The organism is Amycolatopsis sp. NBRC 101858, assembly GCF_030269325.1.
GTDB classification, from domain to species: domain Bacteria; phylum Actinomycetota; class Actinomycetes; order Mycobacteriales; family Pseudonocardiaceae; genus Amycolatopsis; species Amycolatopsis ponsaeliensis.
On sequence record NZ_BSTD01000003.1, the window covers coordinates 835,749 to 860,983 of the forward strand.

25 protein-coding genes and 1 pseudogene are annotated in these 25,235 nt (G+C 71.0%); 15 read left to right on the forward strand and 11 right to left on the reverse strand.

Annotated elements, in window-relative coordinates; genetic code table 11:
- Positions 1-22 precede the first annotated feature (22 nt).
- Complete coding sequence (locus QSK39_RS27075) at positions 23-1,519, reverse strand: CoA-acylating methylmalonate-semialdehyde dehydrogenase (protein ID WP_285480627.1); 1,497 nt, start codon at positions 1,517-1,519, stop codon at positions 23-25.
- A gap of 134 nt (positions 1,520-1,653) precedes the next feature.
- Between QSK39_RS27075 and QSK39_RS27080 the strand changes: the two genes are divergently transcribed.
- Both QSK39_RS27080 and QSK39_RS27085 read left to right on the forward strand, forming a co-directional pair.
- Positions 1,654-3,288, forward strand: a complete 1,635-nt coding sequence (locus QSK39_RS27080; protein ID WP_285480628.1) for a PucR family transcriptional regulator — start codon at positions 1,654-1,656, stop codon at positions 3,286-3,288.
- A gap of 58 nt (positions 3,289-3,346) precedes the next feature.
- The gene (locus tag QSK39_RS27085; protein ID WP_285480629.1) at positions 3,347-3,679 is read left to right on the forward strand and encodes an SSI family serine proteinase inhibitor; all 333 of its coding nucleotides are present in this window, start codon (positions 3,347-3,349) and stop codon (positions 3,677-3,679) included.
- A 93-nt stretch (positions 3,680-3,772) separates the two neighbouring features.
- Here QSK39_RS27085 and QSK39_RS27090 read toward each other — a convergent pair whose 3' ends face one another.
- The 3 genes and pseudogenes from QSK39_RS27090 to QSK39_RS27100 all read right to left on the reverse strand — a co-directional run bounded on the left by QSK39_RS27090 (position 3,773) and on the right by QSK39_RS27100 (position 7,196).
- On the reverse strand, positions 3,773-5,122 hold the full coding sequence (locus tag QSK39_RS27090; protein ID WP_285480630.1) for a DUF4153 domain-containing protein: 1,350 nt from the start codon (positions 5,120-5,122) through the stop codon (positions 3,773-3,775).
- A 387-nt stretch (positions 5,123-5,509) separates the two neighbouring features.
- Positions 5,510-6,526: a sensor histidine kinase gene (locus tag QSK39_RS27095; protein WP_285480631.1), complete on the reverse strand. Its 1,017-nt coding sequence runs from the start codon at positions 6,524-6,526 to the stop codon at positions 5,510-5,512.
- Positions 6,523-7,196, reverse strand: a pseudogene (locus QSK39_RS27100) (response regulator transcription factor). The gene QSK39_RS27095 and the pseudogene QSK39_RS27100 overlap by 4 nt, the downstream one beginning before the upstream one ends.
- A 240-nt stretch (positions 7,197-7,436) precedes the next feature.
- On the opposite strand from QSK39_RS27100, the gene QSK39_RS27105 reads away from it, so the two are divergent.
- The 7 genes from QSK39_RS27105 (at position 7,437) to QSK39_RS27135 (ending at position 15,530) form a co-directional block, all read left to right on the forward strand.
- Positions 7,437-8,990 (forward strand): NCS1 family nucleobase:cation symporter-1, encoded by a 1,554-nt coding sequence (locus QSK39_RS27105; protein ID WP_285480632.1) that lies wholly within the window; start codon positions 7,437-7,439, stop codon positions 8,988-8,990.
- Between the two features lie 10 nt (positions 8,991-9,000).
- Positions 9,001-9,783 carry a nitrilase-related carbon-nitrogen hydrolase gene (locus QSK39_RS27110; protein ID WP_285480918.1) on the forward strand — a complete coding sequence of 261 codons (783 nt, stop codon included), beginning with the start codon at positions 9,001-9,003 and terminating at the stop codon, positions 9,781-9,783.
- Positions 9,783-11,165, forward strand: a complete 1,383-nt coding sequence (gene hydA / locus QSK39_RS27115; RefSeq protein WP_285480633.1) for a dihydropyrimidinase — start codon at positions 9,783-9,785, stop codon at positions 11,163-11,165. Before QSK39_RS27110 ends, hydA begins: the two co-directional genes overlap by 1 nt.
- Positions 11,166-11,172: 7 nt before the next feature.
- On the forward strand, positions 11,173-12,171 hold the full coding sequence (locus tag QSK39_RS27120) for a TIGR03842 family LLM class F420-dependent oxidoreductase (protein WP_285480634.1): 999 nt from the start codon (positions 11,173-11,175) through the stop codon (positions 12,169-12,171).
- 72 nt (positions 12,172-12,243) lie between these two features.
- A complete protein-coding gene (locus QSK39_RS27125) occupies positions 12,244-13,689 on the forward strand; it encodes an alpha/beta fold hydrolase (RefSeq protein WP_285480635.1) in 1,446 nt (481 codons plus the stop codon).
- A gap of 74 nt (positions 13,690-13,763) precedes the next feature.
- The gene (locus tag QSK39_RS27130; protein WP_285480636.1) at positions 13,764-14,336 is read left to right on the forward strand and encodes a GNAT family N-acetyltransferase; all 573 of its coding nucleotides are present in this window, start codon (positions 13,764-13,766) and stop codon (positions 14,334-14,336) included.
- A 63-nt stretch (positions 14,337-14,399) separates the two neighbouring features.
- The gene (locus tag QSK39_RS27135; RefSeq protein WP_285480637.1) at positions 14,400-15,530 is read left to right on the forward strand and encodes a type I restriction endonuclease; all 1,131 of its coding nucleotides are present in this window, start codon (positions 14,400-14,402) and stop codon (positions 15,528-15,530) included.
- On the opposite strand, the gene QSK39_RS27140 is transcribed toward QSK39_RS27135, so the two are convergent.
- The 4 genes from QSK39_RS27140 to QSK39_RS27155 are packed head-to-tail and all read right to left on the reverse strand — an operon-like array spanning position 15,509 to position 18,375.
- Positions 15,509-16,738: a serine hydrolase domain-containing protein gene (locus QSK39_RS27140; RefSeq protein ID WP_285480638.1), complete on the reverse strand. Its 1,230-nt coding sequence runs from the start codon at positions 16,736-16,738 to the stop codon at positions 15,509-15,511. The two genes, QSK39_RS27135 and QSK39_RS27140, sit on opposite strands and share 22 nt — an antisense overlap.
- A gap of 9 nt (positions 16,739-16,747) precedes the next feature.
- The gene (locus tag QSK39_RS27145; protein WP_285480639.1) at positions 16,748-17,560 is read right to left on the reverse strand and encodes a siderophore-interacting protein; all 813 of its coding nucleotides are present in this window, start codon (positions 17,558-17,560) and stop codon (positions 16,748-16,750) included.
- A 33-nt stretch (positions 17,561-17,593) separates the two neighbouring features.
- Complete coding sequence (locus tag QSK39_RS27150) at positions 17,594-17,962, reverse strand: hypothetical protein (protein ID WP_285480640.1); 369 nt, start codon at positions 17,960-17,962, stop codon at positions 17,594-17,596.
- Entirely contained in the window at positions 17,959-18,375 is a 417-nt protein-coding gene (locus QSK39_RS27155) for an SgcJ/EcaC family oxidoreductase (RefSeq protein WP_285480641.1), read from the reverse strand. The genes QSK39_RS27150 and QSK39_RS27155 overlap by 4 nt, the downstream gene beginning before the upstream one ends.
- An 82-nt stretch (positions 18,376-18,457) precedes the next feature.
- Here QSK39_RS27155 and QSK39_RS27160 point away from each other — a divergent pair, with 82 nt between their 5' ends.
- Positions 18,458-19,162 carry a TetR/AcrR family transcriptional regulator gene (locus QSK39_RS27160; RefSeq protein WP_285480642.1) on the forward strand — a complete coding sequence of 235 codons (705 nt, stop codon included), beginning with the start codon at positions 18,458-18,460 and terminating at the stop codon, positions 19,160-19,162.
- Here the strand turns inward: QSK39_RS27160 and QSK39_RS27165 are convergent.
- The 3 genes from QSK39_RS27165 to QSK39_RS27175 all read right to left on the reverse strand — a co-directional run bounded on the left by QSK39_RS27165 (position 19,159) and on the right by QSK39_RS27175 (position 21,795).
- Positions 19,159-20,079: an NADP-dependent oxidoreductase gene (locus QSK39_RS27165; RefSeq protein ID WP_285480643.1), complete on the reverse strand. Its 921-nt coding sequence runs from the start codon at positions 20,077-20,079 to the stop codon at positions 19,159-19,161. The genes QSK39_RS27160 and QSK39_RS27165 overlap by 4 nt on opposite strands.
- 67 nt (positions 20,080-20,146) lie before the next feature.
- The gene (gene hemW / locus QSK39_RS27170; protein ID WP_285480644.1) at positions 20,147-21,364 is read right to left on the reverse strand and encodes a radical SAM family heme chaperone HemW; all 1,218 of its coding nucleotides are present in this window, start codon (positions 21,362-21,364) and stop codon (positions 20,147-20,149) included.
- A 14-nt stretch (positions 21,365-21,378) separates the two neighbouring features.
- Positions 21,379-21,795 carry a VOC family protein gene (locus tag QSK39_RS27175; RefSeq protein ID WP_285480645.1) on the reverse strand — a complete coding sequence of 139 codons (417 nt, stop codon included), beginning with the start codon at positions 21,793-21,795 and terminating at the stop codon, positions 21,379-21,381.
- 78 nt (positions 21,796-21,873) lie between these two features.
- On the opposite strand from QSK39_RS27175, the gene QSK39_RS27180 reads away from it, so the two are divergent.
- The 5 genes from QSK39_RS27180 to QSK39_RS27195 all read left to right on the forward strand — a co-directional run bounded on the left by QSK39_RS27180 (position 21,874) and on the right by QSK39_RS27195 (position 25,229).
- Complete coding sequence (locus tag QSK39_RS27180) at positions 21,874-22,449, forward strand: TetR/AcrR family transcriptional regulator (RefSeq protein ID WP_285480646.1); 576 nt, start codon at positions 21,874-21,876, stop codon at positions 22,447-22,449.
- Between the two features lie 61 nt (positions 22,450-22,510).
- Positions 22,511-22,597, forward strand: a complete 87-nt coding sequence (locus QSK39_RS53095; protein WP_350310667.1) for a putative leader peptide — start codon at positions 22,511-22,513, stop codon at positions 22,595-22,597.
- A gap of 99 nt (positions 22,598-22,696) precedes the next feature.
- A complete protein-coding gene (locus tag QSK39_RS27185; protein ID WP_285480647.1) occupies positions 22,697-24,385 on the forward strand; it encodes a nitrite/sulfite reductase in 1,689 nt (562 codons plus the stop codon).
- Complete coding sequence (locus QSK39_RS27190; protein ID WP_285480648.1) at positions 24,382-24,537, forward strand: eL43 family ribosomal protein; 156 nt, start codon at positions 24,382-24,384, stop codon at positions 24,535-24,537. The genes QSK39_RS27185 and QSK39_RS27190 overlap by 4 nt, the downstream gene beginning before the upstream one ends.
- The gene (locus QSK39_RS27195; RefSeq protein WP_285480649.1) at positions 24,534-25,229 is read left to right on the forward strand and encodes a phosphoadenylyl-sulfate reductase; all 696 of its coding nucleotides are present in this window, start codon (positions 24,534-24,536) and stop codon (positions 25,227-25,229) included. Before QSK39_RS27190 ends, QSK39_RS27195 begins: the two co-directional genes overlap by 4 nt.
- The last annotated feature ends 6 nt before the right edge of the window (positions 25,230-25,235 follow it).

A 25,235-nucleotide genomic window follows, 5' to 3' on the forward strand; every position in this document is an offset into this window, starting at 1 on the left:
GACCCGCGGACGATTCCCGGAGTCAGGAGTTGCGAGGGAAGCCCAGGTTCACCCCGGCGTGCGACCGGTCCGGCCACCGCGACGTCACGACCTTCGTCCGCGTGAAGAAGTGGAACCCCTCCGGCCCGTAAGCGTGGCTGTCGCCGAACAGGGAGTCCTTCCAGCCGCCGAACGAGTAGTAGCCCACCGGGACCGGGATCGGGACGTTCACCCCGACCATGCCGACCTCGACCTCGTTCTGGAACCGCCGCGCCGACGAACCGTCGCCGGTGAAGATCGCCACCCCGTTGCCGTACGGGTTCGCGTTGATCAGCTCCAGCGCCTCGTCGTAGGACGCCGTGCGCGCCACCGACAGGACCGGGCCGAAGATCTCGTCCGTGTAGATCGACATCTCCGGGCGGACGTGGTCGAACAGCGTCGGGCCGAGCCAGAAGCCGTCCGGGGCACCGGGCACCTCGATCCCCCGGCCGTCCACCACCAGTGCCGCGCCTGCCGCCTCCCCGGCGTCCACATAGGACGAAACGCGCGCGTGGTGGGCCGCCGTCACCAGGGGGCCCATTTCGGACGACGGTTCGCGGCCGTTGCCCACGCGCAGCACGGACATCCGCTCGGTGATCTTGCGGACGAGCTCGTCGCCGATCGGGTCGACCGCGACGACCACCGACACCGCCATGCAGCGCTCGCCCGCCGAGCCGAACCCGGCCGACACCGCGGCGTCGGCGGCCAGGTCGAGGTCCGCGTCCGGCAGCACCACCATGTGGTTCTTCGCCCCGCCGAGGGCCTGCACGCGCTTGCCGTGCCGGGTGCCGGTTTCGTAGACGTAGCGCGCGATCGGCGTCGACCCGACGAACGAGATCGCCTTGACGTCGGCGTGCTCCAGCAGCCCGTCGACGGCCGCCTTGTCGCCGTGCAGCACGTTCAGCGCGCCCGCGGGCAGCCCGGCCTCGGCGAACAGCTCGGCGATGAACAGCGCCGCCGACGGGTCCTTCTCACTCGGCTTGAGCACGACGGTGTTGCCGCAGGCCAGCGCGTTCGGGACGAACCACAGCGGCACCATCGCCGGGAAGTTGAACGGCGAGATCACCCCGACCACGCCGAGCGGCTGCGCGATCGAGTAGACGTCGACGCCGGTGGACGCGTTCTCGCTGAACCCGCCCTTGAGCAGCTGCGCGGCGCCGCACGCGTACTCGACGTTCTCGATCGCGCGGGCGACCTCGCCCGCCGCGTCGGACTCGACCTTGCCGTGCTCGCTCGTGACGATCTTCGCCAGCTCGTGCTTGCGGGCGGACAGGAGCTCGCGGAAGGCGAACAGCACCCGCGTCCGGCCGGCCAGCGACGTCCCGCGCCAGCCCGGCAGCGCCGCCTTGGCCGCGGCGACCGCGGCTTCGACCTCGGCGTCGCCGGCGAAGTCGACGTGCGCCCGGACCTGCCCGGTCGCGGGGTCGAACACCTCACCCGAACGCGCGGCGGTCCCGGTGAACGGCTTGCCGTCGATCCAGTGGCTGATGCGGTCGGTCACGGCGATGCGCTCCTTGGCTCGGGGACGTCTCCTCCGAGTCTCCGGGCGGGCGCCACGCCAACGCCATCGACAACGTGTACGGAGTCACCGTCCCGGCCGTACAGTCTGTCCCTGCCGATCAGACCCGAGGAGCCATGTACCCGACCGTCGCCGAGGTGCTCGCGCTGCCGGTGCTGCGCCAGGGCCGTCCGCACGTCGTCGCCGGCGTGGCCGGGCTCGACGCCCCGGTGCGCTGGGCGCACGTCGCCGAGGTCGCCGACATCGCGCACCTGCTGCGCGGCGGCGAGCTGGTGCTGACGACCGGCGTCGCGCTGCCCGACGACGGCCCGGCGCTGGCCCGCTACGTCGCCGACCTGGCCGGGGTCGGCGCCGCCGGCCTGGTGATCGAGCTGGTCCGGCACTGGAACGACAAGCTGCCCGCCGCGCTGGTCGAGACGGCCGAGAAGCACGGCCTGCCGCTGGTGACGCTCTCGCGCGAAACCCGGTACGTGAGCGTCACCGAGGCGGTGAACGGCCAGATCGTCGACGCCCAGGTCGCCGAGCTGCGTGCCGCCGAGCGCGTGCACGAGACGTTCACCGCGCTGACGGTCGCGGGCGCCGAACCCGGCGTCGTCCTGGGCGAGGTCGCCCGGCTGACCGAGCAGCCGGTGGTGCTGGAGACGCTGTCGCACGAGGTGCTCGCCTACGACGCCGCCGGGGTGGATCCGGCCGAGCTGCTCACCGGCTGGCCGGCCCGGTCGCGCGTCGTCCAGATCGGCGAGCGGACCGGCTACCACCCCGGCTCGGGCTGGCTGGTGACCGTCGTCGGCGCGCGCGGGCACGACTGGGGACGCCTGGTGCTCGTCTGCGCCGACCAGCCGCCGCACCGCCACCGGGTGGTCGCCGAGCGGGCCGCGTCCGCGCTGGCCGTGCACCGGCTGGTCGCCAAGGACGTCGACGGCCTGGAGCGGCAGGCCCACCGGGCCGTGCTGCACGAACTGCTCGCCTCACCGGCGCCGACGGCGGAATTGCTGGCGCGCGCTTCGGCGCTGGCCGTGCCGCTGACCGGGCGGCAGCTGGTCGGGCTGGCGGTCCGGCCGAAGCTGACCGGCAACCGGCCTGCTCTTTCCACGCCGCCGGTGCTGCGCGAACTGGCGGAAGCGACGGTGCTGGCCGCGCGCCGCGCGAAGGTGTCGGCGCTGGTGGCGACGGACGACCTCGGCGTGCGGGCGCTGATCGCGCTGTCGCCGGAGGCGAACGCCGACACGGTGCTGCACCGGCTCGCCACCGACGTCCACGAGGCCCGGGGCAGCGCGCCCGGCGTGCTCGCAGTCGGCACGACGGTGTCGACGCCCGCCGAAGCGGGCCGGACGCTGCTGGAGGCCGGCCAGGTGGCGGCGGCCGCGCTGGGGTCGGGTGGCGAGCGCGTGCTGCACCGGCTGTCGGACGTCCGCCTGCGCGGACTGCTGCACCTGCTGTCGGGCGACGAGCGCGTGACGGCGTTCGCGGTGCGCGAACTCGGGCCGCTGCTCCAGCGCGACGCGGCCTCGGGCAGCCGGCTGGTGCAGGCGCTGCGGCACTACTGCGAGCAGGGCGGCAACAAGTCGGCGGCCGCGGCGGCGGCGCACACCTCGCGGACGGCGTACTACCAGCAGCTCGCCCGGATCGAGCAGGTCCTCGGCGTCCGGCTGGAGGACCCGGAGTCGATGCTTTCGCTCTACGTGGCCTTGCTGGCGTGGGACCTCACCCGGTCGAGCGAAGAAGACCCACCCGGACGGGGAGCACAGTGATCGACCTCGGGCTGCCGATGGAACCGATATGGCCCTACTCCCCCTCGCAGCCTGCTTGATGAGCTTGAGCTGTCTCGCCCCGGCGCAGCCGCCGGCGTCGACGTTGCAGCTGACCAGCCACGACACCGCCAACCGCATCGGCTCGGCCGTGCTGACCTGCGACCCGACCGGCGGCACGCACCCCCGGCGCGACAAGGCGTGCGCGGTGCTGTCGAGCGTCGGCGGCGACTTCTCGCGGATCACCGCGCGGCACCAGGCGTGCACGCTGATCTACGCCCCGGTGGACGTGACGGTGGTCGGTACCTGGCGGGGGAAGCCGGTGTCGTACCGGACGTCCTACCCGAACCGGTGCGCGGCGGACCGCGACTCGGACGACGTTTTCGCGTTCTGACGCCTTGGCGCGCGGAAGCCGCCGGGCCGCCCCCACGACGGCCCGGTGGCTTCCGCGCATTGCTTTTAACTACGCACAGCGCGTGCCGGCGGTTCAGCAGGTGCGGAGAGTCACGTCGCGGGCCGCCGAACGGCTGAGGTTCCAGGCCGGCCAGCCGTCCGGGGTGTCGCCGGCGAGGACCTGGCGCAGCACGCACGTCCGGAGCGGCTCCGGCAGCCGGGCCGACACCACCGGGACGACGTCGGCGGAGAACCCCGCCAGGTACTGGTGGTCCAGGGGCTTGCCGGCGGCCGCGCGGTCGAGGTTGGCGCCGGCGATGAGGCGTTCCGGGTCGAGGACGGCGAGCACCAGCAGCGCCGCGGCCGCGGTGCCGATCGCCGCGCGGGGCAGCCACGCCGAGCGGAGCTTGACCAGCGACGCCAGCACCAGCACGAACACCGCGCCGAACCACAGTTCGCAGACCTCGACCAGCAGGCGCAGCACGGTGAAGCCGTAGGCCTCCTGGTAGGTCCACATGCGACTCAACGCCGACCCGACGAGCACCAGGCTCAACGCGCTCAAGGCACCCAGCAGCACGCGCTGGCGCAGCCGGTCGGCCTTCGTGACGTTCGGGGCCCAGCGCAGCGCCGCGGCGACGATCGCCAGCGTCAGCACGGTGACCGCGCACAGCTGCCAGAAACCGCCGCGCGCGTACTCGGCGGAGGTGAGGTTGCTGGTGCGCAGGACGTATTCGGTGCCGCCGAAGAGCACGACCAGCCGGACGACGACGAACACGCTGAACAGCAGGACGAGGACGGTCAGCGGGACTGTCCACTCCAGACCGTACTTGGTCCGGTATGGACGTTCGGCGGTGGCGCGATGCGCTGGGGCGGCGAGGAAGTAGCACGCTCCGGCGACGAGCAGGGCCGCGACGACGAACACGCAGCACCAGCGCACGAGGACGGCGACGCTGAGGTCGGGGATGACGGCGTTGACGACGGCGGCGAAGGCGGCATCGGCACTGGCGAGCAGCGGCACGAAGACGGCGACGAGCGCGGCGGTGGCCAACACGGCGAGGCCGATCCGCCGGGCGACACCGTCGCGCCGGGCGGCGAAGCGGCCCACCCCGCGGCCGGCCCAAGGAACGGCGCGGAGAGCTTCCAGGGGGACGGCGAGCATGTCGTAGAGGACGGAGTTGACGGTCCGCTCCCCCACGACGGCGAGCGAACCCGTGACGACGGCGCCGAGCACGCAGAGGACGAACAGCCAGCCGGACGCCCGCACGGCACCCATCGCGAGCAGGGCGAGGGTGAGGAAGGCCCACCCGGCGCTGCCCCAGGTGAAGGACCCGCCACCGTCGGCCGACCGCCGATCGGCGAGGAAGACGGCGAGGGTGACGGCCAGCCCGGCCAGCAGCCACCCGACCCCGGGCCGGTCGACGGGCAGGACGAGGGCAGCGGCCACCCCGGCCAGCCCGGCGGCGGGAAGAACGGCGGGAGGCAGCGGGACGACGGCGGATTTCGGTGGCGGGATCGGCCGCAGGAGAACGGAAGAAGCGGCGACGGCGACCCCACCGGCCCGGGCCCGACCGGCGGCGGGTGAAGCTGCACCCGCGCCCTCGCCGCCTGCCGACCTAAGAGCCCCGACGCCCACCCCCTCCGCGGATACGGCCCCGCCGCCCGCCGATCGCTTCCCCCGCGGCACCCGCTCCCCCGCGCCCGAGTCGATCCTGTTCTTCGGCATCTCGCCCTGCTTTCTCCGCGCGGATCGCCAGCGATCCTCCGCGAGTTCACGTTCGCTTTTGCGAATCCCTCAGCCCGCACCACTCGCCGCGGTCATGACCCGCGAAGCTCAGCCCGTCGGCAGCGTCACCCGGATCCGGCTGCCGACCCCCGCGGAAGGCTCCACCGCCCCGATCGTCCCGCCGTGCAGCTCGACCGCCCACCGCGCGATCGCCAAGCCCAGCCCCGTCCCCCCGCCGGACGGCCGCTCCCCCCGCGTGAACCGCTCGAACACCCGCTCGCGGTCGGCCGGGGCGATCCCCGGTCCCTCGTCGCACACGTCGATGCGGATCTCGCCCGGGCGGACCTCGGCCAGCACCCGCACCGATCCGCCCGCCGGGCCGTGGCGGGCCGCGTTCTCCAGCAGGTTCGCCACCACCTGGAACAGCCGGCCGCGGTCCGCGACCACCACCGCGTCCGACGGCGCCACCGTCACCGAGAACGTCACCCCGCGCACCAACGCCGCCTCGGAAACCGCCTCCGACAACAAAGCGGACAGCGAAAACGACGTCTTGTGCAGCGGAATCGCCCCCGCGTCGAGGCGCGACAGGTCCAGCAGCTCGTCCACCAGCGTCGCCAGGCGCTCGGTCTGCTGCAGTGCCGTCTTCAGCGTCGCCGGGTCCGGGTCCTCGACGCCGTCGACCAGGTTCTCCAGCACCCCGCCCAGCGCCGTGATCGGCGTGCGCAGCTCGTGGGACACGTTCGCGATCAGCTCACGGCGCTGCTTGTCCGCGTCGCCGAGATCGCCCGCCATCAGGTTGAACGCCTGCGCCAGCTCGCCCACTTCGTCCCGCGTGGTGGCGCGGACGCGGCGCGTGTAGTCGCCCTTCGCCATCGCCCGCACCGCGCCCGTCATCTCGCGCAGCGGCCGGGTCATCCCGTGGGCCAGCACCTGCGACAGCAGCAGCGCCAGCACCATCGCCGTGATCGTCGTCTTGGGCGGCAGCCAGCCGATCTGCCAGTTGAAGAACGCGAACGCGACCCCGCCGGACGCGACCATCAGGATCGCCAGCTTCAGCTTGATCGAGCGGACCCCGTCCAGCGGCCGCGGCAGCAGCTCGACCACCCGCACCAGCAGCGCCTTCACGATCCCGCCTCCAGCGCGTACCCGACGCCGTGCACGGTCCGGATGAGGTCGGCGCCGAGCTTGCGCCGCAGCGCCTTGATGTGGCTGTCCACCGCCCGGGTGCCCGCCGACGAGCTGTGGACGTCCCAGTCCCACACCTCCGACAGCAGCCGTTCGCGCGGCTGCACCACCCGCGGCCGCCGCGCGAAGTGCACCAGCAGGTCGAACTCGATCGGCGTCAGCTGCGCCGCGACGCCGGCCCGCGCGACGCGCCGCTCGTCGACGTCGATCTCGAGGTCGCCGAGCACGATCCGCGCGTGCGAGTCCGACCGCGACGAGCGCTCGACCCGCCGCAGCAGCGCGTGCACCCGGGCCGTGAGCACGCGCATCGAGAACGGCTTCGTCAGGTAGTCGTCGGCGCCGACCCCCAGCCCGACCAGCATGTCCGTCTCGTCGGCACGCGCGGTCAGCATGAGCACCGGCACCGGCCGCCGTCCCTGGATCCGGCGGCAGACCTCCAGGCCGTCGAACCCCGGGAGCATCACGTCCAGCACGACCAGGTCCGGCTCCGCCGAGGTGTCCGCTTCGACCGCGGCGGCCCGTCGTGGGCGACGTCCACGCTGAACCCCTCGGCCCGCAGCCGGGCCGCGATCGACGCGGCGATCGTGACGTCGTCCTCGACGACGAGCACCCGCCGCACTCCTGGTTCCATGAAAACGACCTTAGGGATCGGCGGTGGAGAGGGTCCGCGCGAAGTGTGGAGATCCTGTGGAGACGTTTCACCCGCTTTGCCGGTTCGTGACGGCGAGATGTGTGACGCAGGTCATGCACCCCGGCACCGATCGCGCAATCGACAGTCTGCACTCCTGATCAGGGAAGAGTGAACAGTCTGCCGTTGCCCCGGCCGCGACCCGGCGCGCAGGATTCCGCAATGGCGCCGACACCCGCAGACCAGCGCGTGCACGACGACGGCCGGGTCGAGCTCGACCCCGCCGACGTCGGGTCTCTCGAAGGCAGCCGGTTCTTCAACGAAGAGCTGGCCCCCGTCCCCGTCGCAAAGCGGACCTGGACCACCTACAACTACTTCGCGCTCTGGATGGGGATGGCCCACAACATCCCCAGCTACGCCCTGGCCGCGTCGCTGATCGCGCTCGGCATGAACTGGGTCCAGGCACTGATCACGATCACGATCGGCAACCTGATCGTGCTCGTGCCGATGCTGCTCAACAGCCACGCCGGCACGAAGTACGGCATCCCGTTCCCGGTGTTCGCCCGCGCGTTCTACGGCCTGCGCGGCGCCAACCTGGCCGCGCTGCTGCGTGCGTTCATCGCGTGCGGCTGGTTCGGCATCCAGACGTGGGTCGGCGGCGAGGCCATCTACGTCATCCTCGGGCGCCTGCTCGGCTCGTGGTGGCGGGACGCGCCGGAGGTCGCCGGCCAGCACTGGACGCTGTGGCTGTCCTTCGTGGTCTTCTGGATCGGCCAGATGCTGATCATCTGGCGGGGCATGGACGCGGTCCGCCGCTTCGAGAACTGGACGGCGCCGCTGGTGTCGGTCGGCTTCCTGATCATGCTCGCGTACGTGCTGGTCAAGGCGGGCGGCCTCGGCCCGATCCTGGCCGACGGCGGCAAGCTCGGCTGGGGCCCGGACTTCTGGAAGGTGTTCGCGCCGTCGCTGATGGCGATGATCGCGTTCTGGTCGACGCTGTCGCTGAACATGCCGGACTTCACGCGCTTCGGCGGCAGCCAGCGCAAGCAGGTCCGCGGCCAGATCCTCGGCCTGCCGACGACGATGACGTTCATCGCGGTCGTCGCCATCCTGACGACGTCGGGCGGGCACGTCCTCTACGGCGAGGACATCTGGGACCCGGCACAGCTGGCCGACAAGTTCTCGAGCCCGGTCGTGGTCGTCGTCGCGCTGGTCGCCCTGGTGCTGGCCACGATCTCGGCGAACCTCGCGGCCAACGTCGTCAGCCCGTCCTACGACTTCTCGAACGCGTTCCCGAAGAAGATCACGTTCGCGGTCGGCGGCGGCATCACCGGCGTCATCGGCATCCTGATCCAGCCGTGGCGGCTCTACTCCGACCCGAACATCTACATCTTCGCCTGGCTCGGCTTCTACGGCGGCCTGCTCGGCGCGGTCGCGGGCGTGCTCGTCGCGGGCTACTGGGTGATCGCCCGCACCAAGCTCAGGCTGAAGGACCTCTACACACCCGATGGGGTGTATTGGTTCAGCGGCGGCTGGAACTGGCGCGCGCTGGTCGCGACGCTGGTGGGAGCCGTCCTCGCGGTCGGTGGTGCCTACGGCGGGCCGTTCCCCGCGGACGGGCTCATCCCGTTCCTCAAGCCGCTTTACGACTACAACTGGGTGGTCGGCTTCGTCGGCGCGTTCGTCGTCTTCGCCGCCCTGTCTCGTTCGTCAACCAAGGAGGAAGCAAGTGAGCGTCGTCCGAGCCGGATTGATCCAGCAGCGGTGGACGGGTGACAAGGAGTCCATGATCAAGGCGGCGGTCGACCACATCGCCTCCGCCGCCTCGCAGGGCGCCCAGGTCGTCTGCCTGCAGGAACTGTTCTACGGCCCCTACTTCTGCCAGGTGCAGGACACCGAGTTCTACTCCTACACCGAGGGCATCCCGGACGGGCCGACGACCAAGCTCATGCAGGAGGTGGCCGAGCGCCACGGCGTCGTGCTGATCGTGCCGATGTACGAGGTCGAGCAGCCCGGCGTGTACTACAACACCGCCGCGGTGATCGACGCCGACGGCACGTACCTCGGCAAGCACCGCAAGAACCACATCCCGCAGGTCAAGGGCTTCTGGGAGAAGTTCTACTTCCGGCCCGGGAACCTGGGTTACCCGGTGTTCGACACCGCTGTGGGCCGCATCGGCGTCTACATCTGCTACGAGCGGCACTTCCCGGAGGGCTGGCGCGCGCTGGGCCTGGCCGGGGCGAAGATCGTGTTCAACCCGTCGGCGACCAGCCGCGGGCTGTCGCAGTACCTGTGGAAACTGGAGCAGCCGGCGGCCGCGGTCGCGAACGAGTACTTCGTCGGCGCGATCAACCGCGTCGGCGTGGAACCGCTGGGCGACAACGACTTCTACGGCCAGACGTACTTCGCCGACCCGCGCGGCCAGCTGATCGGCGACGCCGCGTCCGACACCGACGACGAGGTCGTCATCCGCGACCTGGACATGACGCTGCTCGACGAGGTCCGGGACCTGTGGGCGTTCTACCGCGACCGCCGCCCGGACACCTACGGCCCCCTCACGGAGGCCTGATGACCACGCTCATCAAGGGCGGCCAGGTCGTTTCGCCGTCGGGTGCGCTCCTGGCGGACGTGCTGGTGGACGGCGAGACCATCGCCGCCGTCGGCGCGCCCGGCACGCTCACCGGCGACGAGACGATCGACGCCACCGGCAAGTACGTGCTGCCCGGCGGGATCGACGCGCACACGCACATGGAGATGCCGTTCGGCGGGACGCACTCGGTCGACACGTTCTCGACCGGCACCACCGCGGCCGCGTGGGGCGGCACGACGACGATCATCGACTTCGCCGTGCAGGCCAAGGGCACGTCCCTGCTGTCCACCATGGACAAGTGGCACGCGAAAGCCGACGGCAACTGCGCGATCGACTACGGCTTCCACATGATCGTCAGCGACGTCAACGACCAGTCGCTGAAGGAGATGGAAGCCTGCGTCGACGCCGGGGTCGGCAGCTTCAAGATGTTCATGGCCTACCCGGGGGTGTTCTACTCCACGGACGGGGAAATCCTGCTGGCCATGCAGAAAGCGCGCGAAATCGGCGCTACGATCATGATGCACGCGGAGAACGGCATCGCGATCGACCAGCTGGCCGCGCAGGCGTTCGAAGCCGGGAACATCGACCCGGTCCAGCACGGGCTGACCCGGCCGCCGGAGCTGGAAGGAGAAGCGACGTCGCGGGCGATCCAGCTCGCGAAGGTCACCGGCTCGCCGCTGTACATCGTGCACCTGTCGGCGTCGCAGGCGCTGGCGGCGGTCGCGGAAGCACGCAACGAGGGTCAGAACGTCTTCGCCGAGACGTGCCCGCAGTACCTCTATCTGTCCATTGAGGACTTGGCGAAGCCGGACTTCGAGGGCGCGAAGTACGTCGCGTCGCCGCCGCTGCGGGAGAAGTCGCACCAGGCCGACCTGTGGCGCGGGCTGCGGACCAACGACCTGTCCGTGGTGTCCACCGACCACTGTCCCTTCTGCTTCAAGGACCAGAAGGAGCTGGGGCGCGGCGACTTCCGGGCGATCCCGAACGGCATGCCCGGCGTGGAGCACCGGATGGACCTGCTGCACCAGGGCGTCGTCGCGGGCGAGCTGACACTCGGGCGCTGGGTCGAGACGTGCTCGGCGACGCCGGCGCGGATGTTCGGGCTGTACCCGCGCAAGGGCGTCATCGCGGCGGGTTCGGACGCCGACATCGTCGTCTACGACCCCACGGCGAAGCAGACCCTGTCGGCCGAGACGCACCACATGAACGTGGACTACTCGGCGTACGAAGGGTTCGAGCTGACCGGTCGCGTGCATACGGTGCTGTCCCGTGGGCGCGTTGTCGTGTCGCCGGACGGGTTCACCGGGTCGACGTCGCACGGCAAGTTCCTGTCCCGCTCGCTGAACCAGTACCTGAACTGAGGTGAGCATGGACTTCGGGATCGTGCTGCAGACGGACCCGCCCGCGCGGGACGTCGTGCGGCTGATGAAGGACGCCGAGGACGCCGGGTTCCGCTACGGCTGGACGTTCGACTCCTGCGTGCTGTGGCAGGAGCCGTTCGTCATCTACTCGGCGATCCTCGCGGCGACGTCGTCGATGGTCGTGGGGCCGATGGTGACCAGCCCCGGCACGCGCGACTGGTCGGTGATGGCGTCGACCTTCGCCACGCTGAACGACATGTACGGCAACCGGACGGTCTGCGGCATCGGCCGCGGCGACTCGGCGCACCGGGTGGTCGGGAAGCCACCGTCCACTTTGGCCACCGTCCGCGACTGCATGCGCGTGGTGAAGGACCTCGCCGAAGGCCGCGCGGTGGAGATGAACGAGACGACCGTGCAGATCCCGTGGATCCGCAACGGCCGGCTCGAGATGTGGATGGCCGGGTACGGGCCGAAGGCGCTGAAGACGGTCGGCGAGCACGCGGACGGCTTCATCCTCCAGTGCGCGGACCCGGCGATCGCCCGCTGGACGATCGGCGCGGTGCGCGACGCGGCGAGGGCGGCCGGGCGCGACCCGGGCGGCATCACGATCTGCGTCGCGGCCCCGGCGTACGTCGGTGACGACCTGGCGCACCAGCGCGAGCAGCTGCGCTGGTTCGGCGGGATGGTCGGCAACCACGTCGCGGACCTGGTCGCGCGCTACGGCTCGTCCGGCGCGGTGCCGAAGGAGCTGACCGACTACATCCGCGAGCGGGAGGGCTACGACTACAGCCACCACGGCAAGGCGGGCAACCCGTCGACGGAGTTCGTCCCGGACGAGATCGTCGACCGCTTCTGCCTGCTGGGCCCGGCGTCGGCGCACATCTCCCGCCTGCAGGAACTCGCGGAGCTGGGCGTTGACCAGTTCTCGCTGTACCTGATGCACGACGACCGCGAGGCGACGCTGGCGTCCTACGGGTCGCAGATCATCCCGAAGCTCACCGCGTAGGGCCCGCCCTACCCCGGTTCCGGGGGTGCGCACCAGCGCGCCCCCGGTCCCGGTGCCGGGACGATCGGGGCCATGAATTCTCCGAAACTCCGTGTTGCGCTGGCTCTGGGGGCCGTCGCGAGCGCGGTCGCCTTGAGTGCGCCCGCGGCCGCGGCGAGCCCCGCCGGAATCGTCTGGGAAGACTCGTGTGCCGCCGGGTACCGGTGCGGCCACCTCGACGTCCCGATGTCCTACCAGGATCCTTCCGCCGGGACGGTGACCGTCGCCGTCGGGCTCCTCCCGGCCACCGACCAGGCCCACAAGCTGGGCACCCTCTTCTACAACCCCGGCGGGCCCGGGTCGTCCGGGCGGTTCGCGCCCGCGTTGACGCCTTTCCTGCACGCGCGCTACGACATCGTCGGGTTCGACCCGCGCGGCGTCGGCGCGAGCTCGAAGATCCACTGCTTCACCGATCCGTCGCAGCTCGCGGTGCTGCAGCGGGCGCTCGGCACGTTCCCGCTGACCCGTGACGCCGAACAGCGGCAGATCGCGGACACGAAGACCGTCACCGACCTCTGCGAACAGAACGCGGGCCCGCTGGCGAACCACCTCTCGACCGGCACGATCGCCCGCGACCTCGACCGCCTGCGGGCGGCGTTCGGCGAGCCGAAGCTGCGGTACTACGGGAAGTCGTACGGCACCTACCTCGGCGAGACGTACGCGAACCTGTTCCCCGGCCGCGTCGGCTCGCTCGCCCTCGACGCCGTCGACGACCCGATGCGCTGGGCGACCGGCTCCGGCCCGATGAGCTACCGGCTGCAAGGCTACGAAGACGGGCCTCGCGCGCTTGAGTCCTTTTTGGACGCCTGCGCGGCGCGCTGCACCTTCGACTACTCGGCCATTCTCGACCGCCTCGCGGCCGGCCCGATCACCGTGACCGACACGGCCGGGAAGCAGATCGCCGTCACCTACCAGAGCGCGATCGCCACGATCCACAACTACCTGACCGACGCCCAGGCGGCACCGCAGCTGGCGGCGTACCTGCAGGCGCTCGCGGATCCGGCGTCACGCGCTCCGGCCTCGGCGGGCGGCCCGCCGGACGTCGACTCGCTGCTTGGCGGCGGTGCGACGCTCTGTTCGGACGCGGCGAACCCACGTGATCCGGCCGTCTGGTGGGACTACGCCGCGCGCGCCGACCAGGTCGGCCGTGGGTTCGGGCCGTACGACGTCTACAAGACGCTGCCGTGCGCGACGTGGGACATCGCGGACACCGGCCGCTACACCGGTCCGTGGAACCGGCCGACGGCGCCGATCCTGCTCCTCGCCAACCGCCAGGGCGACCTGGAGACGCCGTACGCCGGGGCCCAGCGGACCGAAAAGCTGCTGGCCAACGCGCGTCTGCTGAGCCTCGACACGTACGGCCACGGTTCGCGCGGCAAGAGCGCGTGCGTGGACGCGTCGCTGGACCGCTACTTCGCCGCCGGTTCAGTGCCGGCCCGGGGTGCGGTCTGCGCTCCGGACCGGGGTCCGTTCGAGTGAAACCCTTTACTGGCAACGTACTCGATTTCTGCGAAGCCACTCACACCTGGCAGGAGGGCCGCTAGGGTGGGCCGGTGACGCAGCCGCCCCCGGGATTCGACCGCACGCTCCTCCTCCGCGACGGCCGCCGGGTGTGGGTCCGGCCGCTGACCCCGCAGGACGCGCCGGAGCTGGGCGAAGCCATCCGCACCGCGGACCCGGAGACGCTGCGCAGACGCTTCTGCGGTTCGGCGCCTCGCGTGACCCCCCAGTTGCTGGAGCGGCTGACGGTCCTGGACTACGAGCGCCGGTTCGCCCTGGTGGCGCGGTGTTCGGAGGGGCCGGGGGTGGCAGTGGCCCGCTACGAGGCAACGGGCCGGAAGATGGCGGAAGTGGCGATAGCGGTGGCCCCGGCATGGCGCAGGGTGGGATTGGCTTCGGCCTTGCTGCACATGCTGGGGCTGGCGGCCCTGGAGCGCGGATTCGAGCGCTTCACGGCGGTGTATTCGGCGGACAACCGTCCGGTGGCCGAGCTGCTGGACTACGCGCGGGGCCGTCGGGTGATCGCTGAGGGGGTCGCGGAGGCGGAGGTCCGGCTCCGCGACCACCCCGAAGCACCGCCCGACGCCGCGAGACAGAGCTTCTCGTTTTTTCAGCGGAATCCGTAACAGACCGCGCGACCCCACCGATCCAGGCCGGGCACCTCGTTCCCGCAACAGAACGGCACCGGCATGGACATCGCGGAGCGCGCGCAAGCACTCGCCCTGAAGATCCGCAAGCACAAGGACGGCATCGAGACCGAAGAGGCGACCAAGAACGCCTTCGTGATGCCGTTCATCAGCACTGTCCTCGGTTACGACGTGTTCAACCCGGCCGAGGTGATCCCCGAGTTCACCGCCGACGTGGGCACCAAGCGGGGCGAGAAGATCGACTACGCGATCGTGCACGACGGTCAGGTGCAGGTGCTCGTCGAAGCCAAGAAGATCAACGACCCGCTCCGGATCGAGCACGCTTCCCAGCTCTTCCGCTACTTCGCCGTCACGAACGCCCGGATCGCCGTCCTGACGAATGGTCAGGTGTACGAGTTCTACACCGACCTCGACGCGCCGAACCGGATGGACGCCAAGCCGTTCCTCGTGCTGGACTTCGCCGACATCGACGAAACCCTGCTGCCCGAACTGGCCAAGCTCACGAAGGAGTCGTTCGACCTCGACTCGGTCATCAGCGCCGCAGGTGAGCTGAAGTACATCGGACAGCTGAAGCGCATCCTCGCGGCGCAGTTCAAGGAACCCGAGGACGAGTGGGTGAAGTTCCTGACCACGCGGGTGTACGAAGGACCGTTCACCCAGCGAATCCGTGAGCAGTTCGGCCCGCTGGTGGCCAAGGCGACCCGCCAGTTCCTGAACGAGCAAGTCAACGACCGGTTGAAGAACGCGCTCGGGGCACCGGACTCGTACGTGAGCGTCACGCCGCAGGCCGACCCCGCGGTCGCCGAAAGCCCGGCTCGCGAAGACGGCAACGGTGAGCTCGTCACCACCGAAGAGGAGATCGAAGGCTACCGGGTCGTCCGGGCGATCGTCTGCGGCGAAGTGGCGGCGGCGCGGGTCGTCCCGCGGGACACCAAGACCTACTTCGGTGTCCTGCTCGACGACAACAACCGCAAGCCCATCGCGCGGCTGTGGTTCAACCGCTCGAAGAAGTACCTCGGGGTCTTCGACGAGAACAAGGTCGAGACCCGCATCCCGATCGCGAACGTCGAGGAGATCTACGCCCACGCCGACCACCTGCGGCGGACGGTGGCGAGATACCTGACCGCGCCACCCGTCGCCGCCGAAGAAGCTCAGTCCAGCAGTGCCTGGTAAACCAGCTGCCTCAGCTGTGACCGCAGCCGATAAGTGCTCGATGGCAACAGCTGCGTGTAAAACCCCACCGTCAAGTCCTCATCCGGATCCACCCAGAAAGCCGTCGACGCCGCTCCGCCCCACGCGAACTCCCCCGCCGATGACAACGTGCGCGCCTTCACCGGGTCCTCCAGTACCGAGAACCCCAGACCGAACCCGTGGCCGTCGAAGGGCATCTCCGCGAACAACGGCCTTCCGTACTCCTCCAGGTCCACGTGGCCCGGCAGGTGGTTGCTCGCCATCAGGGACACCGTTCGCGGCGACAGCAGCCGGATGTCGTCCAAAGCGCCGCCGCGCAGGAGCATCTCCGTGAACCGCCAATAATCCGAGGCCGAGGACACCAGCCCGCCGCCGCCGGAAAGGCAGTCCGGGCGGGACTTCCCGAGCGCGCCGAACGCCTCATTGCGCGTCGCCCGGCCGGAAGCAGGGTCGGGCACGTAAAGCGCGGCCAAGCGAGCGGGAGAAGACGCCACGAACCCCGTGTCCGTCATGCCCAGCGGCGTGAAGATCCGCGACGCGAAGAACTCGTCCAGCGAAAGCCCCGAAACCACCTCGACGAGCCGGCCCAGGACGTCCGTCGCGATCGAGTAGTTCCACTCCGCGCCCGGCTGGAACAGCAGCGGCAGCGACGCCCACTGCTCCGAACACGCCGCCAGGTCGAGACCCGGCGGCGTCCCCCACTCGAACCCCGCCGCCCGGTAGATCGCGTCCACCGGGTGGCCGTGGTGGAAGCCGTACGTCAGGCCCGCCGTGTGGGTCAGCAGGTGCCACACCCGGATCGGCGAGCGCGCCGGCTCCGTCAGCGGGCGAAGCGCCGATCCCTTGACGAACACCCGCGGCGACGCGAACTCCGGCAGCCACCGCGAGATCGGGTCGTCCAGCTCCAGCAGGCCGTCCTCGACGAGCATCATCGCCGCGACCGACGTGATCGGCTTGGTCATCGAGAAGATCCGCCACAGCGTGTCGGTCTCCACCGGGGTGCCCGCTTCGACGTCGCTGTACCCGCCGCTGCCGACGTGCACGATCCGGCCGTGCCTGCTCACCACCGCGAGCCAGCCCGGCAACCGTCCATCCTCGACATACCGGTCGAAATGGGTGTCCAGCCGGGAAAGCCGGCCCGCGTCGAACCCGGCTTCGGCCGGCTCGACGTCCACCTTGAGGTTCGCCATCCCGCGAGATTACTTCTCGCGAGCGCGTTCGGCCGCTTTCTCTTCACGCCAGGCTTCGTCGTCCTTGCCGACGCGCCAGTACCCCGAGATCGACAGCAGCTCACGCCGCACGCCGCGCTCGTCGAGCAGGTACCGCCGCAGCTCGCGGACGAACCCCGCCTCGCCGTGCACGAACGCCTGGACGACGCCCTCGCGCCACGGCAGCTCCCGCACCGCCGCGGCGACATCGCCGCCGGACGCGCGGTGCAGCCACGTGATCTGCGCGTCGGCCTTCGTGGCCAGCGGCTGCTGCTCCTCGGCGTTCTCGACCAGGATCACGACCTGCGCCGCGACGCCGGCCGGGAGCGCTTCGAGCGACGCCGCGATGGCCGGCAACGCGCTTTCGTCGCCGGCCAGCAGGTGCCAGTCCGCTTCGGAGCCCGGCGCGTACGCACCGCCGGGGCCGGACAGCAGCAGCTCGTCGCCCGGCTGGGCCGCGGCCGCCCACGGGCCGGCGATGCCTTCGTCGCCGTGGTGGACGAAGTCGAAGGTCAGCTCGCCGGCCTGCGGGTCGAACGCCCGGACCGTGTAGGACCGCATCCGCGGCCAGTGCTCCCGCGGCAGCGTGGCCCGGCACTCCTGGACGTCGAACGGCTCCGGGTACTCGACGCCCGGAACCTTGAACAGCACCTTCACGTACGCGTCGGTGAACGCGTTCGGCGTGAAGTCGGCGATGCCCTCGCCGCCCGCGACGATCCGGATCATGTGCGGGGTCAGCCGCTCGGTGCGCAGCACGCGCAGTTTCACCGCGGGCCGTCCGGACCGCCGGGGTGCTTCGGCCATCGGCCAACTCCTCGCTCAGGTACTAAGGCTTACCTAAGCAACCGTACGCGCCGGATCCGGCTCCTGACCATCCGGCCGCCCCAGTTCTTCGAGCATCCGGGCAAAAGCGGCAGCGGTCTTCGCGCGGAACCCGACGAAGAACCGGTTGGCCAACGGGACTCCCCAGCGTCCCCAGGTGGCCGCGTTGACCACCCGGTGCTCGACGCGCGCACCCGCCGGATCGGCCGTGACGCGGTACTCCCCGCGGTACCACCAGCCGCCCTGCACCGCGAGGAACCCCCGTTCGGCGTCGACCTCCGTCCGCATCGGGTGACCACCCCCGGTCACCCGGCGCCGCACGTCCTCGAACACCTCCGCGGGCGGGCGCGCGACGACCCCCGACGCCTCCGCAAGCGTTTTCACCCGCGCGGATCCGAGACGCGCGTGTTCTGGAACGCCGTGATCAGCCACTCGCCGTCCTCCTGGACGAGCACGAAGCTGACCGTCGACTCGCGGCCTTCGTCGGTGGTGTCGGCGCCGCTGACCGAGGACCCGCCCCCGACGACGGCCACGGCGACGTCCGGGCGGATGAACCGCACCTTCGCCGTCGCGCCGAGCTGCCCGGTCAGCTTGGACCCCTTGAGCGGCCCCTCGAACAGGGCGCGGTGCGAGCTTTCGATCGCTTCCCGGCCCGGGAAGTTCAGCCCGAAGAACGTCACGTAGTCCGCGTCCTCGGTGAAGAGCCGGCCGTACGCGGCGGCATCGGCGGAGTTCCAGGCCTCGGTGAGGCGGCCGAGCACGGCGCGGACGCCGGCATCGGCGGTCGTGGTGGTCATGAGATCCCCTTTCGCGAACGTCGTTCGTTCGACGAACACAGTTCTACTTACGAACGCCGTTCGCGTCAAGTACAGTGTTCGGGTGACCGTTCCCCCACCGCCGTGGCGCAGCGCCCCGCGCCGCCGCGCCGCAAAACCCGCGCTCTCCCAGGAGCTGATCGTGAAGACGGCGCTGGAGGTCCTGGCGAAGGAAGGCCTCGACGCGGTCACCATGCGGCGGGTCGCCCAGGAGCTGGAAACGGGACCCGCGTCGCTCTACGCGCACGTGGCCAACAAGGACGAGCTGGCGGAGCTGATGCTCGACGCCGTGCTCGCCGAAGCGCCGATCCCGGACCCGGACCCGGCGCGCTGGGACGAGCAGGTGAAGGACCTGGTCCGCGGCCAGATCCGGGTGATGGTCGCCCACCCCGGCATCGCGCGGGTGGCGTGGGACATCGCCGTGCCGGTCACGCCGAGCTCGCTGCGCCAGGGCGAGGCGATGCTCGCCCTGCTGCGCGCGGGCGGCCTGACGCTCAGGCAGGCGACGTTCGCGGGCGACGCCCTGGCGCTCTACGCCAAGGCGTACGCCTACGAAGCGAGTGGCTGGACCTGGGGCGACATCGACGAAGCCGAGACGGCCAAACGCGGCGAGCAGATGGTGGCGTACATGCGGTCACTGCCCCCCGAGGCGTTCCCGAACATGCTGCACATCGGCGAGTTCTTCAACGCCGAGACCGCGGCCGAACGCCTGGAGTTCGCCCTCGACGTCTACCTGGCCGGGCTGAAGGTCGTGGCGGCGAAGAACTAGGGCCGCAGGACGATCTTGCCGCGGGTGTGCCGCTGCTCCAGCTCGCGGTAGGCGTCGTGCACCTCGGCCAGCGGGTAGACACGCGCGATCGGCACCTCGAGCAGTCCCTTGGCCACCAGCAGGCTCAGCTCGCGCAGCACCTCGGCCGACGCTCCCGCCATGTTGCCCTCGGTCTTCACGTTGTACTTCGCGGCCGCCTCGTAGTCGATGATCGTGTCGATCCGTCCCGGGTGGATCCCCAGGTGCAGGGCCAGTTCCACGTAGCCGGAGCCGAAGGTGTCGACGAACGCGTGCACGCCGTCCGGAGCGGCTTCCTTGATGCGCTCGAGGACGCCGTCGCCGTAGGCCACCGGGATGACGTCGAGCTCGCGCAGCCACGCGTGGTTCGCTTCCCCGGCCAGGCCGATCACCGTGGCGCCGGCCAGCTTCGCGAGCTGGACGGCCAGCGATCCGACGCCCCCGGCCGCACCCGAGACGACGACCGTGTCACCTTCGCGCGGGCAGACCGCGGCCATCGCGGCGTAGGCGGTCGTGCCGGCGACGAACAGCGCGCCCGCGGCCTCCCACGAAATGCCGTCCGGCCGCGGCGTGAGGTCCGAAGCCTCCGCCACGACGTAGTCCGCGTGGCTGGAGCGCGTGTGCACGAAGCCGATCACCTCGTCGCCGACCGCGATCTCCTCGACGCCCTCGCCGAGTTCCGCGACGACGCCGGCGAAGTCGCTGCCCTGCCCGGACGGGAACGTCGCGGGCCAGCGCTCGTGCAGGAACCCCCGCCGGATGGCGGCCTCGCCGGGGTTGATCCCGGCGGCGCGGACCTCGACGAGCACCTGCCCCCGTCCCGGCACCGGCCGTTCGACGTCCTCGATCCGGAGGACGTCCACGTCGCCGTACTCGTCGAACCTGATCGCGCGCGCCATGAGGCCTCCTCGAAAGTCGTTGCTCGATACAAGCAACGACCGGCCCCGGAGTTTTATGCCCGCGAGTTCAGCCCGCGAGGCGCCGGACGACGCCGTCGGCGAGCAACCGGCCACGATCGGTGAGCACCGCGCGGCCCCGGGAATCCAAAGCGGACGCATCGAGCAGGCCCTCGGCCGCCGCCGCCCGGGCCTCCGCCAGCCCCGGTTCGTCCAGCACGTCGAGCGGAAGTCCTTCGGCGACGCGCAGTTCGAGCATGATCCGCTCGAGGTGCTGGTCGTCGTCGGTGAGCACCTCGCGCCCGCCCGCGGGCGAGTCGCCGGCGGCCAGCAGCGCGGTGTAGCGCGCCGGGTGCTTGACGTTCCACCAGCGCACGCCGCCGACGTGGCTGTGCGCGCCCGGCCCGGCGCCCCACCAGTCGTCGCCACGCCAGTAGCCGAGGTTGTGGCGGCAGCGGGCGGCGTCGGAAGCCGCCCAGTTCGACACCTCGTACCAGCGCAGGCCCGCCGCCGACAGCGTCGCGTCGATCATCTCGTAGTCCGCGGCCAGCACGTCGTCGTCCGGCGCGGGCAGCTCGCCGCGGCGCACCCGGCGGGCCAGCGCCGTGCCCTCCTCGACGATCAGCGCGTACGCCGACACGTGGTCGACGCCCGCGGAAAGCACGGCGTCGAGCGTCGCGAGCAGGTCGTCGGGGCGCTCGCCGGGCGTGCCGTAGATCACGTCGAGGTTCACGTGCTCGAACCCGGCCGCACGGGCTTCGGCAGCGGCCTTGCCCGGCCGGCCCGGGGTGTGCACGCGGTCGAGGATCTTCAGCACGTGCTGCGCGGCCGACTGCATCCCGAGCGAGACGCGCGTGTAGCCGGCTTCGCGGATCCCGGCGAAGAACTCCGGCGACGTCGACTCCGGGTTCGACTCCGTCGTGACCTCGGCGCCCGGGGCGAGCCCGAAGACGTCGCGGACGGCGTCGAGGACCGAGGCGAGACCGTCGGCGCCGAGCAGCGACGGCGTGCCGCCGCCGACGAACACCGTGTCGGCGGCGGGCGGCACGACCAGTACCTTCGCGGCGAGCTCCAGCTCGCGCCGCAGCCCTTCGAGCCAGGACTGCGGCGACGAGCCCGAGTCGAGCTCACCGGCGGTGTAGGTGTTGAAGTCGCAGTAGCCGCAGCGCGTCGCGCAGAACGGCACGTGCACGTAGACCCCGAACGTTCTGCTGCCGAGCCCCTTCAGCGCGCTGTCGGGCAACGCCGGGTCGATCGGGGTGGCGGGGTCGGGACGCAGCACGGGCACACCGCGATTGTCCCTTACGACGCCGGGAGGTTCGCCGCCGCCCAGTCCGGGTCGGGGGCGATCATCTCGATGACGTCGAGCAGCACGCCGTTCGGATCCGCGACGTAGAAGTGCCGCTGCCCGTACACCTCGTCGACGACCGGCGTGACGAGCTCCACACCGGCCTCCGCCAGCCGCTTCGCCTCGGCCGCGGCGTCCTCGACGACGAGCCCGAACATCAGCCCGGACGTCTCCCGCGACCGGTAAGCCGGCGGGACCGACTCGTGCCCGCGCTGCACGAAGCTGATCTCGTAGCCCGGTGCACCGGCGTTGATGCTGGCGAACAAGTCCAGCTCGACCGTGACCGGCAGCCCGACCACGTCCCGGTAGAAGCGGGTGGTCGCGGCGACGTCGTCGACCAGGTAGCCCGCCCCGAAACCCTTGACCTGCATCCCCAGTTCCTCTCGTTCAAACCACTATGTCTGTAGTACTCTAACCGCAGTGGTTTGAATCGGGCAAGGAGGATTTCCGTGCGGCAGAACACCGAACGGCGGACGGCCCTGACGGACGCGGCCATCGAGGTCCTCGCCCGCGATGGCGCGCGCGGGCTCACCTACCGCGCGGTGGACACCGAGGCAGGGGTGCCGCCGGGGACGACGTCGAACTACTTCCGCGACCGCGACCGGCTGCTGGCCGAGGCCGGGGACCGCGTGCACGTCCGGCTGTCCGCGCCGGAAGAGGTGATGGCCGATCCCCGGGCCGAAGAGCCGTCGACCGGCCGGGTCGCCGCCCTGCTCGGTGACCTGATGACCCGGCTGACCACCCGCCGCAGCTCCTACCTCGCCCTGCTCGAACTGCGCCTGGAGGCGAACCGGCGGCCCGGGCTCGCGGCGGCACTGACCGCGACCGTGCGGGAGAGCTTCGAGCTCAGCGTGGGCTTCCACGAAGCCGCCGGCCTGCCCGGCGGGCGCGACGAGGTCCTGCTGCTCCATCTGGCCCTGACCGGCCTCACCGTCGAGCGGTTGACATTGCCCGAGGCGTTCGCCGGGTACTCGGACGCGCAGGTCGTGGGTCTGCTGGTCGACCGCATTCTCCCAGGCGAGTGACCCTTCTCCCACCATCCGGGCACCGCTGGACCACATTGTGGACGCGTGGCACGCTGACGCCGTGACTCATGCCGGTGTTCTCCTCGTGGCCCGCCGCCACGTCGACCTCCTGCGGGTCGCCAGCGCCCTCTGCGTACCCGTTCGCTGACTGCCGTCGCCACCACGAATTCTGGACAGCCGGCGCCGGAGGACACCCGCGAGCCGGTGGTTCCTCCGCCGCCACGAAAGCCTCTCGGAGGACGCCGCCATGGCCACGCCCCAGACCCCCGCCCGCCCCGCGCGCGTCAAGCAGAAGCGCGGCGAAGGGCAGTGGGCGCTCGGTTACCGCGAGCCGCTGAACCCGAACGAGCGGTCGAAGAAGGACGACCACCCGCTCAACGTGCGGGCGCGGATCGAGAACATCTACGCCCACCGCGGGTTCGACGCGATCGACCCGGGTGACCTGCGCGGCCGGTTCCGCTGGTTCGGCCTCTACACCCAGCGCAAGCCGGGCATCGACGGCGGCCGCACCGCGACGCTGGAGCCCGAAGAGCTCGACGACCGCTACTTCATGCTGCGGGTCCGGCTCGACGGCGGGGTGCTGAGCACCGGGCAGCTCACCGTGCTCGGCGAGATCTCGCAGGAGCACGCGCGGGACACCGCCGACATCACCGACCGGCAGAACATCCAGTACCACTGGATCGAGATCGAAGACGTGCCCAAGATCTGGGCGAAGCTCGAGAACGCCGGGATGACCACGATGGAGGCCTGCGGCGACAGCCCGCGCGTCATCCTCGGCTCGCCGGTCGCGGGCATCGCGGCGGACGAGGTCATCGACGGCACGCCGGCGATCGAGGAGATCAAGCGCCGCTACATCGGCAAGCCGGAGTACGCGAACCTGCCGCGCAAGTTCAAGACCGCGATCTCGGGCCAGCCCGACGTCGCCCACGAGATCCACGACATCGCCTTCGTCGGCGTGGACCACCCGGAACACGGGCCCGGCTTCGACCTCTGGGTCGGCGGCGGCCTGTCCACCAACCCGATGCTCGGGCAGCGCCTCGGCGCCTGGGTGCCGCGCGACGAGGTGCCGGACGTCTGGGAAGGCGTCATCTCGATCTTCCGCGACTACGGCTACCGCCGGCTGCGCTCGCGGGCCCGGATCAAGTTCCTGGTCAAGGACTGGGGTGCGGAGAAGTTCCGCCAGGTGCTGCAGGACGAGTACCTCAAGCGCGAGCTGATCGACGGGCCGCCGCCGGCCGACCCGGCCGTCCCGATCGACCACGTCGGCGTGCACCCGCAGGTCGACGGCAAGTTCTACGTCGGCGCGGCGCCGATCGCCGGCCGCGTCTCCGGCGGCACGCTGGTCGCCGTCGCGAAGGCCGCCGAGCGGGCCGGCTCGGGCCGGGTCCGGCTCACCCCGCAGCAGAAGCTCGTCGTGCTGGACGTCCCGGAAGCGCAGGTCGCCCCGCTCCAGGCGGAGCTGGCCGAGCTGGGGCTGGAGACGAAGCCGTCGCCGTGGCGGCGCAGCGTGATGGCCTGCACCGGGCTGGAGTTCTGCAAGCTCGCCATCGTCGAGACGAAGGCCCGCGCGCAGCAGCTCGTCGCGGACCTCGAGAAGTCCCTCGCGGACATCCAGGACGGTCTCGACACGCCGGTCAGCGTGCACCTCAACGGCTGCCCCAACTCCTGCGCGCGGATCCAGACCGCGGACATCGGGCTCAAGGGCCAGATCGTCACCGACGCCGACGGCAACCAGGTCGAAGGCTTCCAGGTGCACCTCGGCGGCGGCCTCGGCCTCGACGCCGGGTTCGGCCGGAAGCTGCGCGGCCACAAGGTGACCGCGTCGGAGCTGACCGGGTACGTCGAGCGCGTCGTCCGCAACTACGTCACCGGGCGCGAATCCGGCGAGCGGTTCGCGCAGTGGGCCGGGCGCGCCGAGGAAAGCGCCCTGCAGTGACCTCCACCGAGCGCGCGGTGCCGTACTACTGCCCGTACTGCGGCGACGAAGACCTGCGGCCGGAAGAGAACGGCGGCTGGCTGTGTTCCGGTTGCCGCCGGGTTTTCTCGGTCAAGTTCCTCGGCCTGTCCCTTCCGGAGGTTTCCCGATGACCGCCACCGCCGACTACAAGACCCTCGCCGAGCGCGCTTCGAAGGAACTCGCGCAAGCCACTGCCGACGAGGCGATCCGCTGGACCGTCGACACCTTCGGCGAGGACTTCATCGTGGCGTCCAACATGCAGGACGCCGTGCTCGTGGACCTCACCACGAAGGTGAAGTCCGATGTGGACATCCTCTTCCTCGAGACCGGCTACCACTTCCCCGAGACGATCGGCACGCGCGACGCGGTGCAGGCGGTCTACCCGAACGTCAAGATCGTCAACGCGCAGGCCGAGCAGAGCGTCGCCGAGCAGGACGCGGAGTACGGCGAGAAGCTGCACGACCGCGACCCGACGCTGTGCTGCAACCTGCGCAAGGTCGTGCCGCTGCGCAAGACCCTGGCGAACTACTCGGCGTGGATCACCGGCGTCCGCCGGGTCGACGCGCCGACCCGCGCGAACACCCCGATCGTCACCTGGGACGACCGCAACGGCCTGGTGAAGATCAACCCGATCGCGGCCTGGACCGACGACGAGTTCAACGGCTACATCCGCGAGCACGGGATCCTGGAGAACCCGCTGGTGTCGATCGGCTACCTCTCGATCGGCTGCGCGCCGTGCACCGCGCGCGTGGAGCCGGGCCAGGACCCGCGCAGCGGCCGGTGGGCGGGGCAGAGCAAGACCGAGTGCGGACTGCACGGCTGAGGAAGG